Raw genomic sequence first — 11,189 nt, forward strand, 5'->3', positions numbered from 1 at the left:
CGGCGCGCACCGGTCGCCACCAGCGTGGCCAGGACCACAAGAACAAGAACGGTGCCGACAGCGCGCATTTCGGGATCCCCGGATCGTCACCGGGGTCCCCACGGCACCAACACCGCAGATCCATCCCCGGGCCGACCAGACTTCCCGGCACACCGTGAGAACACCTTATCCAATCCTTAACACCCCAGGCCGCAGGAATGCCCTGCAACTACTGCACACCCGAGCACGAGGTTGCCTGCCACGGGCAGTCTGGAGAGCATGCCTTTGCGCAGTCGGGCTGGCCCTGGGCGCCGCTTTGACCGGAGCGATCGCGGGAGGGGTGACTTAGCTTTCGACGCGGCGACCAGCGACACCAACAAAAACATCACGGATCGCTGACGCTGATGCGGGACCTGCCGTGATTCGTTCCCCAGGCGAAGGCATCTCTGCCGGGTACGGCCCTCAGGAGGTCTCGAAGCCAGCCGCCGACCTGGCTACACTCCCGCGTTATGGCTGACCTGTTCTTCGACGCCGTCGAGCGAGTACAGCTCAGTGACCTGCTCGACGAGCTCGGTCCCGAGGCGCCGACCCTCCTGGTGCCGTGGACGACCCGCGATATCGCCGCGCACCTCGTCCTGCGCGAGCACGACTCCCTCGCGGGGCCCGGGCTTGTCCTGCCCGGTGTGTGGGGCCGCTTCGCTGAACGACGCAGACGAGCGCTCGCACTGAGGGACTTCCCCTGGCTCGTTGCCAGGCTCCGTTCCGGGCCGCCGCCAGGCTTCTTCCGCATCGGATGGGTGCGCCGGGTCCCGAACCTCATTGAGTTCTTCGTCCATCACGAGGACGTCCGCAGAGCCGACGGTCGCGGTCCTCGAACGAACGAGCATGCGATGGACGAGGCCCTTTGGGGCAACGTCAGTCGTGGGGCATGGTTCCTCGCGCGGCGGTTGGGCGGCACGGGGCTCGTGCTCCAGTGGGAGGGGACCGCCAGGACCGTTCGAGCACGGCGCGGAGAACCGACTGCCCGCATCGCCGGCACTCCGGGTGAGCTCCTGCTCTATCTCTTCGGTCGGCAGGGCGCGGCACGTGTCGAGGTGAGTGGGCCTGCTGCGGCCGTCGAAGCCGTGCAACGCGCGCGATTTGGCATGTAGCAGCACTGTGCGGTGAGTGGGGTGATCGACCTGGAGCGCGGGTGAGCGGGCTGTCCCGTGTTACCGAGCCCTAGGGGCGGTACGTCGCCCGGAATGACACCGGCAGCGTGCGTCAGCCCCGGCCGAACAAGCGCCAGCCCTTGCGCGGGGACGCCGACTTCACCTCCCGACAGGCGCAGCGTTCAGCAGCGGGGACTCCGGCGAGGACCTGCTCGACATGATTGCCGCAGCCGACGTAGCTCGGCTTGCCACAGGTGGAGCAGGTGATCCGCCGGCACATGGCTCTTCTCCTTCTTCTTCGGATCGATGTCCGACCGGTCGCAGCGCGTCGTGTCCGGCCAGCGCCGGAGACTCGCAGGCCCGCGAGCAGGATTCCGCTGCATTCGATCGAGGGTCAGCGGTCGTGCCCGACGGCGAAGGCCCCCGCAGTGGAGCCCTGCGGCCTGCCCCGCCAACACGGACGCACCAACTTCTACCACTTGCTCGGCGGCTACACATGTTGTCTGGACGCCGTCAGGCGTTGTCCCGCGCGGGAACAGCTTCCCCCGCACCATGACTGGATACCCATGGGGGGTATTCGAGATACCGCCTCCAAAGCAGACGGACCCGCCATGGCAACCGTGGAACCGACCTCCAAGAGCTTCGACCAGACCGTCACCGAGGGCCTCCTCTTGCCTTGCCTGGTCCTTCGGCGCCGCCGTCCTGCGTATCCTCGTCCAGGCTCATGGCACCGCGGGCAAGAGCTTCAACGAGGCCGTTTCCCGACACGTGGGCCAGGATTTCCGCCCTTCGGTGAGCCGTGGCGGCCTCGTCGTGGCGCCCTGCCGTGCGAAGGCACGCGGCCAGTTGGAGCAGTGCCATGGCGCGATGGTGCTGGTCGCTGATCCTGCGGTAGAGATGGTCGGCGGCCTGGTAGGCGGTAATGGCCTCGTCGCACCGGCCGGTGCGCTCCAGTAGGACTCCCAGGTTGAACTGGGCCAGCTGCCTCGCTGAAGGCGTTGTCCTGCTGTCGGTGGATCTCGACGGCGGTGCGCAGGGCTGTGCTCGCGTCGGTGAACTGTCCCGCGTGAGTGAGTGCTGCGCCGAGTGTCGAGAGCGTGGTGCCCTCGCCGTGTCGGTCCCCGGACTCCTGGTGGATCACCAGCGCCTGGCGCAGCATGGCGATGGACGGCTCGACCTCCCCGGCGCGGAGGAGCGCGGCGGCGAGGTTGCGGGTGACAACGGCCTCAGCAGGGCGGTCGTGCAGCCTCCGGGCAGCCCGCAGTGCGATACGGCCGAGTCTGACGGCGTCCTCGTTGCGGTGTCCGAGGCCCATGATGTGGGTCATCGCTCGGGTGACGTCCATGGCGATCACTGCGCCGATGTCGTCGTTCCGCGCGTCGAGCACGGTGGCGACCAGGTTGGAGTATTCCGTCTGGAGCCAGGTGAAGCCCTGCGCCTGCAACTCGCTGTGCAAGGGGGCGAAGGGCCCCGCGTCCAGGGGTGCACCGACTGCGTGCGCCGCGGCGAGGTAGTACAGGTGCAGCAGCGTCCGTGCCTCGCGACGCATATCAGCAGCGGCATGCCGTGCGCTCTCCTCAGCTGCAAGCGACCGGACTGCTGTCGGCAGCCTCCACCTGCGGGGATCCCCGTCGTGCTGCAGCAGACGCATCCCGGTCAGTGCATCGAGGGCTGCGCGCGTCGACTTAAGATCGTCGCGGTAGAGCACGGACATGCGGTGCAGCAGTCTCGTGTAGGCGTGCTCGGAGGCCAGCAGTGACAACTCCTTGAGCCTGGTACGGATCACGTCCCGGTCACCGAATGCGAGGACGGCGGCTGCTTCCAGGGAGACGTCCGTACCCGAGCCGGCGGCAAGCAGGCGTAACAGGCGGGCATCGTGGGCGCCCAAGTGGCCGACCGCTGCCTGGACTGCTGCGCGCAAGCGCGGGGAATCCGGTTCAGCGTGGCGCAGCTCGCGTTCCAGGGCCAGGGCGGCGTCCTTGGCCCGGTCCTGCGCGGCGCGGGCTTCGTCCGCCGCGGCATGCGCGGCACGTGCTTGATCAATCTCCTGAACCTGGTGGAAAGCAGCCGCGGCTGCCTCCAGGAAGGCGATCGCCTGATCCCAGCGGCCCGCCTCGTTGAGCAACAGTCCCAGATTGCGGGACAGCAAACCGTCAATGCCCGGATGGCTACCGAGACGCGCCGTCGAAGCCCGGAATTCCGCGATGATCTCTTCGAATCGCCCGGCCGCCAGCTGCGCGGCCCAGTTTTCGCGCGCACGTTTGACCGCTTCGGCCGAGCGCCGCACCATCAGCGCCTGCATCGCCCGCTCGGTTCTGTCCAGACGCCGGTAGAGCTCTGCGGCCTCGGCCAGTACGAGCAGTGCCTCGTCGACGTGCTCGACCATGAGAGCGGGTGCCAGGAACATCAGGGCCTTTGCCTGGACGCCACGGTCTCCGGTCTCCCTGGCGAGCGCGACAGCGGTACGCAGCGTCACGACGGCCCGTTCGAAGTGCCCTCCCTGCCACAGAACGCTGCCCAGATAGCGGCATGCCCGGCTCTGCCCCCGGCGGTCCCCGCGCTCCCGGCACGCCTGCACGCTGTCCTGGAGGACGGAGACGGCACGCGACAGATCTGCTGCCCCCTGCAGCTCGATGCCCAGGCTGATCGCGGCGTCCGCCACGGCTTCATGGTCGCCGCTGCACCGGTAGACCGCCAAGGCCTCGGTACGCGCATCGACCGCTTCGCCGAAGCGGCCGGCCTCATGCAGGGCCGAGCCCAGATTCGTCAGCGCCGCGCCGAGGTTCTGCGGGTCGTCGGATTCGCGCAGCACGGCAGCCGCCTCCCCGGCGGCCGCGATGGCCTCGTCGGTACGGCCATCGAGGAGGAGCGCGGCGGCGAGGTTGGTCAGGGCGGTCCCTTCACCGTGCCGGTCGCCGGCCTGCGCCATGGCCGCGTGCGCCTGCCGGTACAGCTCGATCAACACCTCCGGCCCGGTGCCGCCGCGATGCCGGGCATCACCGAGATTGGTCAGCATGGCGCCCTTGAGACGCATGTCGTCGAAGGTGTCGACAATGCTCGCGGCCTGCTCGTAGGCAGCCATGCCCTCCTCGGAGCAGCCGGTGCGCATGAGCGCACCGGCCAGGTTGTTCAGGGCGATGGCTTGGCGCAGACGGTCGTCCGTCTGCTCGAAGATGGCGGCAGCCTGCCGGGCGACGGCCACCACCTGGTCGTGCTCGCGCGTCTCCAGCAGCGTGGCGGCGAGGTTGTTCAGCGCCACGCCCTCCCCGTGCGGATTGCCCAGTTCGCGTTGGATGGTGACGGCTTCGCGGCAGGCGTCGAGCGACTCGTCATATCTACGCGCCTGGCGCAGGGCGTTGCCGAACTTGGTGAGGGCCTCTGCCTCGCGCGCTCGGTCTCCGAGCGCGCGGACGACGGTGAGCGTGTGGACGCAGAAGTCGATCCAGTCCTCGGTGCGCCGACGCAGCTCCAGGTAGCGCCACAACGACAGACTCAGATCGACCGTCAGTGTGCGCGCGAACGCCGGCTCGGCGACGAACACGTGGGCGAGGGGGGTGAGGTTGGCGTACTCGGTGTCCAGCCAGGCCAGTGCCTGCGCCCGGTCGGCGAAGGGATTGTCCTCATCACGGGCGCCGGCCGGGTCGAGCAGCTCCGTTGCCTGCTGCGTCGTCAGGGTGTAGTGGAGTAACAGGAACATGAACGCCAGCTTCAGATCGGCCGAGCCTGCGGGGAGCCCCGACACGTACACGGCGATCAGGTTGTGCATCCGCCACCGGCCGTGGCGCCCGTACGGCTCCGCGGCCCGGATCAGGTGCATGGTGCGCAGCTCTTCCAACCGTCTTCTGGCCGTGCGCAGTTCGAGCTGCGTCATCGCCGCGACCGCCTCGGTGGAGACCTCCGGGCCTGGGTTGACCCGCAGCAGCCGCAACACACGGGCTTGTTCCGGGTCGAGTTGGCGGTAGGACAGGTCGAATGCCGCCTGCACCCCGGGCACGCCGCCGACATCCTCCCGGTAGCGCAGCTCGTCGAGCCGAGTGCTGCTCCCACGCAGGTCCTCCGCCATGGAGGACAACGGCCGGGAGCCGTCCTCGCCCAGCAGCGCGGCGACGATATGTACGGCCAGCGGCAGTTCGCCGCACAGCTGCACGATCTCCACGGCGTCCTGGTGCTGGTCGCCGACCCGGGTGTCAGCACCGTGGGCCTCCCGCAGTTCGCCGTCGAGCATGGCCACCGCCGCGCTCCGGCTGAGCTCCTGAAGGTCGATCCGCCGCGCGCGTACTCGTGCCAGCGTGTGCCTGGAGGTGACCAGTGCGCAGCCGACGGCCGGCACGAGTGCCTCGGCGACAGCGCTGGAGGCGACGTTGTCGATCACGACGAGGATCCGGCGGCCTGCCGCGGCGTACTGCTCCATGAGAGTGCCGAAGAACTGGGCCCGGTGCTCGGCGACGGGGATCTCCTCAGACGCCACGCCCAGGGAGCGCAGCATGTGGTCCAGCGCGGCATCCGCCGTCATGGCGCGGTCCTGTTCATAACCGCGCGCATCAATGAACAGCGTGCCGCCGGGGAACCAGTCGCGTGCCAACGCCGCATGGGCCGCCTGAACGGCCAGTTCGGTCTTGCCCACCCCCGGCAGCCCAGTGATCACGGCGACGGCGGAGAGGGAGGCGCCTGCGTCCTGCGGCTCCAACAGCTCCAGCAGCTGCGCCAAGGCCTGGTCACGGCCAGTGAAGACGGCGGACCTGCGTGGCAGTCCGCGCAGTTCGCGGGGGAAAGCAGCCGGGGCAACGGGTCCGATCCGGGGCTGCTGGTCGACCTCCTCGGTCACCTCGTGCAGGTCCCTGGGGGCACCGTGCAGGGCAAGTGCCTCGCTGAATCCCGGTTGCCGCATCAGCACCGCCACGGGTGTGGCCTGCAGGACCTCGGCGGTGTCGGCAACGTCACGGTCGACGGCCAGCACCGCGACCAGGTGGCGTCCGCTGAACAGGGCTGCACCGGAGCTGCCGGCCCACCCGGAACCATGTGCCGTGCGGCGGGGGACGATGCCCACGTCCACATGCACGGTGAGCAGACCGGATCCGTCGTGGAACAGCGGCTCGAAGTGGCCCCGGACCGGCATGTATCCGCGCCGCTTCGGACCGGGGAGCCTGGCGGCCTCGGGGAAGCCCACGCCCTCGCAGCGCAGGCGGCGCGTGCCGTCGATGCGGCCGAAACGCACCACCTGCGGCTGCAGCGGCTGCCAGGCAGGGTCGATGATGCGCACCAAGGCTGCGTCGTGTGAGCGCCGATCGTCCTCCGAGACAGGCTGCCAGCACAGCTCTGCACTGAGCCAGCGCGTCTGGCCGGTGCCGTCCAGCCGCCGCACCCTGACCGGACCACCCAGCTCGGTGCCGCGCACCACGTGCCACGCAGTAAGCACCAGGTTCTCGGCAATCAGGTATCCGCTCCCGACAGCCTTGGCAGACGGGCACCAGATCTCCATCACCTGGTCAAGGTCCACGACCCCCTCCGAAGGCCGCCGAGCCGCGCCCCCGCCGCCCTACTACTCCGGTTCCTCGGCGGATTGCGCGCTGATCAGCGCATCATTGCCCTGGTCGTCCACAGGCTGCAGAGTGACCTTGATGCGGTGGGTGCCCATCCTGCCGACCGCGCCCTGGGCCTCGACCGTCCAGGGCAGGACGAAGACCTTGGCCTTGACGCCGGCCTCCTTCTTGACCTCGACGGTGAACTCCATCTCCACCGGACCGGTCCGAAACTTCAACGGCTGCCCCTGACCTTGCGTCAGCGCCCGCTGCAACTGCTCTCGAACGGCTTCGACGGTGTCGCCGAGCTCGGCCCAGTCCTCGGTCACTCTCTCCCCCTACGCTTGTGGCGCGCCCTGCTCTGGTGGCACTTTCGGTGCAGTACCCACGCTACTGGCCGCCAGGCCCGAACACTGCACGAAAGGGACCTTTCCGCCGCTGAGCACTCGTGTTTCGTGGTTCTGGCAGGTTTGCTGCGGTCAAGCCGCGTGGTCGAGTGCTCCGTGAGCCCAAGTCTGTTGGACAGCGCGGTTTTCGGCGTCGGTGGGCACAGCCTGGTGCTTCGGTTTGCAACGTCGGTCGGGTCGTGGCCGTGCAGTGCGTACCAGATGACGGTGATCGAGTAGCGGTACAAGCCGAACGGGACGACCCGCCGCACCGAGCTCCCGGTACGGCACACGGGGAGGAACAGTCAGGCGCTCATGGCTGTGAAGTGCTTCTTGATGAGTTCGTAGGAGCGAACGCGGGCACAGAAGTCGTGGATCGGAGTCCACAGCATCAGTTCGTCCGCTCCGGTCTCGACAGCCAGCTGCGCAAGGCGCCGCGCAACGTTCTCGGGAGCTCCGACAGCCTGCCGCATCCGGAAACTCGCCAGGACGTCTCGCTCCTGCTGGGTGAACGGATGCGCGGCCGCGTCCGCAGGAGTGCAAAAGGGATGAGCGTCCGCGGTTCCCTTGAAGACGGCATCCCTGAACACCCCGAACGGGCCGGCTTGCCACGCGGCTTCTTCTTCCGTCTCCGCGCACACGGCCAGCACGGACACCAGGATCCGGGGCTGCTCGCACCAGCGGGAAGGGATGAACGCCGCCCGGTACCGCTTCAGCGCCTCCGCAGTGTTCTGCGGCCTGATGTGGTGTGCGAAGGCGATCGGCAAGCCGAGCTCCGCAGCCAGAGCGGCGCCTGCGTCGCTGGACGCCAGCAACCAGGGCTCTGGCAGGGGGTCCAGAGCGACCTCATCGACCAGCGAAGACAGAATCCCTGCCACGTCCTGCCGGTATTCCGCATCCGTCGCCGGGCCGGCTCCGCGACGCAGGGCCCTTGCGGTGGCCTCGTCGAAGGTGCCGGGCCCACGGCCGATCCCCAGGTCAATCCGGCCCGGGTGCAGGGCGGCCAGCGTCCCGAACTGCTCGGCCAGCGAGATCGGCGCGTGGTTCGGAGCCAGCACCCCACCGGAACCGAGACGGATGGCCGAGGTGGAAGTCGCGGAGTGAGCTGCCAGCAGAGCGGGAGGGAACGCACCGACCGAAAGCGAGTGATGATGCTCGGCGTACCAGATCCGGCGGTAACCCAGCCCCTCCAAGTCCTGTGCGATAGCTGCAGTGTCGCGCAGGGCATCCGCGCGCCGCCCGCCCGCCTGGATCATCCCCAATTCCAGTGCCGAGAGAGGCATTTCACCCCTGCGATCGGCTCGAGCGGAGACGGGGCTCGTGACCAGTATTTCTCGCGCCTGCATCGGTGACCTACTTGGCATCGAGGACTACTGCGATCTGACGCATGAAGGTGTCGTCCACAGCAGAGCGGAGGAGGAAGTCGGCGACGTTTGTGCGCGAGGCCGAGGGGAAGACCGGCGTCTTCTTGACGTCCTCGAGCGCCACGGTGCTGTAGCGCATGCTGTCACCGTTGTTCAACGCTCCGGGATATTCGAGGGTCCACTTCAGACCGCTGGCCTTCAGGAGCACCTCCGAGGCGGCCTTGTCCGCATAGGTCTTCCGGAGCACGGTTCGGAAAAGAGGGCCTACGAGCCATGAGGCCTTGGCGAGCGAGTCGCCGACTCCGAACGCAGACAGCAGGATGAAACGGTCGACGCCTGAGATCTTCGCGGACTCGATGACCGCGCGGACCATGTCGGTGATCAGCGTCGGGGTTTCGCTGGCGCTCTTCACCCCCAGCGTGCTGACGATCGCGTCGTGGCCCTGAGCCGCCTTCGCGATCACGGCGGCGTCGGTGACGTCACCGGCAACGATTTCAGCGCGCGGGTCGACGGAGGAGTCGGCCCGTCGAACAAGGGCAGTGACCTGGTGTCCCTCATCGAGCGCCTTCTTGACGAACAGGACACCGGTGCGCCCGGTTGCTCCAAGGACAAGAAAATTCACGATACTTCCCTCTCTGATCAAGGACGAATGGGCGTGCCGGTGTTGCGGCGGAGCGACGGGGCTCGATTCCCGCCCATCGTGTGGCGGAGCCGCTCAGACCTTTGCTGGTGACCGCCTGTCCATCGTCTGAATACCATCAGGATTATTTACAATCTAGTCAGTAGAACTGACTATGTCAAACCGGAGTCGGGAGCCCTGCCTGGCGCCGACGGCGCTAGCATTCGGGGCTGGAAGGTACGCCGGGGCGACGGCTCGGCGGCTTGATGAGCTCGCCATTCCTCGTCCACGACGCTCCCGTTCCGCAGCCCGCCTGATCTCGCGGGGGTTCCGCACGCGCCACCTGGCCCTCGGCGGCCTCGCACCCGCCGCTGTTGCCATCAGTTCGGATGTATGACTATTATAGTCATGAAAGCTGACCACTTTGGATGGCGGCTCCGATGATGGAGCGGGCGGTGCGACCCAACGACTGCCCACATCCAGCAAGACCGGGAGATAAGGACCAAAACTCATGATTTTGATCACCGGAGCCACCGGCACTGTCGGTTCGGAAGTCATCAAAGCCCTGCTTCCCGCCCAGGCCGGTCACCTGCGGGTCCTCACCCGCGATCCTGGCGCGGTCTTCCCCGACGGCGCCCGGAAGGTCGTCGCCGATCTCGGCGACAGCGATCTGGCACCCGTGCTGGACGGTGTGCACGCGGTCTTCTCGATAACCCATGGGCTCGACATCGCCGCACACGATCAGCGGCTCGTGACTGCGGCGCAGCGAGCGGGCGTGGAGCGTGTCGTCAAGCTTTCCGTGCGCAACGTCGGACACGACGGCACCGACCCGATCACCACCTTGCACCGGGCCGGCGAGGAGGCGATCCGGGACAGCGGCCTCGCCTGGACGTTCCTGCGTCCCACCGCGTTCATGTCCAATGCGCTCAACTGGGCGGGAATGATCGCGGCCGATCAGGTCGTGTACGCGCCGTTCGCCGCCGGACGGGCCGCTGTCGTCGACCCGGCGGACATCGCCGCGGTCGCCGCGGCCTGCCTCACCCAGGACGGCCACTTCCACCGCGTCTACGAGCTCACCGGCCCCGAACCGCTCAGCCCCGCCGACCAGGTGGCCCTCCTGGGCGAGGTGCTGTGGCGCGACCTGCGCTACGTCGAAGCCGACCCGGCCGGCATGGTCGCGCAGATGGTGTCCTACGGCATGCCTGAGGAGCAGGCGCAGGCCGTCACCGAGCTGTTCCGCTCCACCATGGAGCCGTACAACTCCGAGCCGACAGGCGATGTCACCGCAGTCACCGGCCGCGCGGCACGCAGCTTCACCGACTGGGCCAAAGCCCACCGCGACGCGTTTCCCATCCCCGAAGCCGTTCCGGTCGCCGCAACCAACGGGGAGTCACGATGAGCGCCTCCGGGACCCCCGTCGACACCCACGAGATGGTTCTGATCCACCGCGTCCTGCGGCGGGAGTTCGGCCAGCTGCCCCGGTTGTTCCGCTCCGCGGCCGATGATCGGGCCCGGTCCAAGGTCATCGGCGCGCATGCCCGCGAGATGTTGGACTTCCTCCACACGCACCACACCGGCGAGGACGAACTGCTCTTTCCGTTGCTGCGTGAGCGAGCTGTGCTCGACCCGCAGCTGATGGACCGGATGGATGCCCAGCACATGCAGGTCGACGACGCTGTCAGGGCTCTGGAGGCGGAACTGCCGGCGTGGACCGCGAGCGCTGACGCCGCCGTCGGCGAGCGGATGGCGACCCGCGTCGAAGCCACGATGCCGACACTGATCGCCCACCTGGCCGAGGAGGAGCAGCAACTGCTCCCGATCGTCTCGGTCACGGTGACGCAAAGCGAATGGGACGCGCTCGCCAAGCACGGCATGAGCGCGATTCCGCTCACCCGGCGGCTGGTCATCCTCGGCCACATCACCGAAGAGGCCAGTGACGCGGAACGGCAGAGGTTCATGCAGGTCGTGCCGGCCCCAGCCCGTCTGGCCTACAAGCTGATCGGCCACCGCCAGTTCACCCGCGAAACCACCGCAATCCGCGGCTGACCGCCGCGACCCGGCGGGAGTGCCAACGGTCACGTCTGCTGGCGTGGTGTATTGACGGCCAGTCGGTGATCTGGTTGTGAGGTTAGGCGGTGAGGGCGGTCGGGTCGGTGGTGTCGGTGGGTTGT

The 11,189-nt window shown here is 68.1% G+C and carries 7 protein-coding genes and 1 pseudogene; 3 read left to right on the forward strand and 5 right to left on the reverse strand.

Going from position 1 to position 11,189, the window contains the following annotated elements:
* Window positions 1-488 precede the first annotated feature (488 nt).
* Window positions 489-1,130: a TIGR03085 family metal-binding protein gene (locus IF29_RS0140715; protein WP_030267410.1), complete on the forward strand. Its 642-nt coding sequence runs from the start codon at window positions 489-491 to the stop codon at window positions 1,128-1,130.
* 654 nt (window positions 1,131-1,784) lie between these two features.
* On the opposite strand, the gene IF29_RS49155 is transcribed toward IF29_RS0140715, so the two are convergent.
* From IF29_RS49155 to IF29_RS0140740, 5 genes and pseudogenes are all read right to left on the reverse strand, one after another.
* Window positions 1,785-2,111: a tetratricopeptide repeat protein gene (locus IF29_RS49155; protein WP_084715559.1), complete on the reverse strand. Its 327-nt coding sequence runs from the start codon at window positions 2,109-2,111 to the stop codon at window positions 1,785-1,787.
* A gap of 40 nt (window positions 2,112-2,151) precedes the next feature.
* Window positions 2,152-6,609, reverse strand: a pseudogene (locus tag IF29_RS0140720) (tetratricopeptide repeat protein); the annotation flags it as partial.
* Between the two features lie 60 nt (window positions 6,610-6,669).
* The gene (locus IF29_RS0140725; protein WP_030267416.1) at window positions 6,670-6,978 is read right to left on the reverse strand and encodes a trypco2 family protein; all 309 of its coding nucleotides are present in this window, start codon (window positions 6,976-6,978) and stop codon (window positions 6,670-6,672) included.
* A 362-nt stretch (window positions 6,979-7,340) separates the two neighbouring features.
* Window positions 7,341-8,291: an MsnO8 family LLM class oxidoreductase gene (locus tag IF29_RS0140735; protein ID WP_051726688.1), complete on the reverse strand. Its 951-nt coding sequence runs from the start codon at window positions 8,289-8,291 to the stop codon at window positions 7,341-7,343.
* Window positions 8,292-8,388: 97 nt separating this feature from the next.
* Window positions 8,389-9,021, reverse strand: a complete 633-nt coding sequence (locus IF29_RS0140740; protein WP_030267421.1) for an NAD(P)-dependent oxidoreductase — start codon at window positions 9,019-9,021, stop codon at window positions 8,389-8,391.
* Between the two features lie 508 nt (window positions 9,022-9,529).
* On the opposite strand from IF29_RS0140740, the gene IF29_RS0140745 reads away from it, so the two are divergent.
* Together IF29_RS0140745 and IF29_RS0140750 are read left to right on the forward strand one after the other, a co-directional pair.
* On the forward strand, window positions 9,530-10,417 hold the full coding sequence (locus tag IF29_RS0140745) for an NAD(P)H-binding protein (protein ID WP_037598670.1): 888 nt from the start codon (window positions 9,530-9,532) through the stop codon (window positions 10,415-10,417).
* The gene (locus IF29_RS0140750) at window positions 10,414-11,064 is read left to right on the forward strand and encodes a hemerythrin domain-containing protein (RefSeq protein WP_030267428.1); all 651 of its coding nucleotides are present in this window, start codon (window positions 10,414-10,416) and stop codon (window positions 11,062-11,064) included. Before IF29_RS0140745 ends, IF29_RS0140750 begins: the two co-directional genes overlap by 4 nt.
* Window positions 11,065-11,189: the final 125 nt, after the last annotated feature.

Source organism: Streptacidiphilus jeojiense (genome assembly GCF_000719095.1).
In the GTDB taxonomy this organism is placed as follows: domain Bacteria; phylum Actinomycetota; class Actinomycetes; order Streptomycetales; family Streptomycetaceae; genus Streptacidiphilus; species Streptacidiphilus jeojiensis.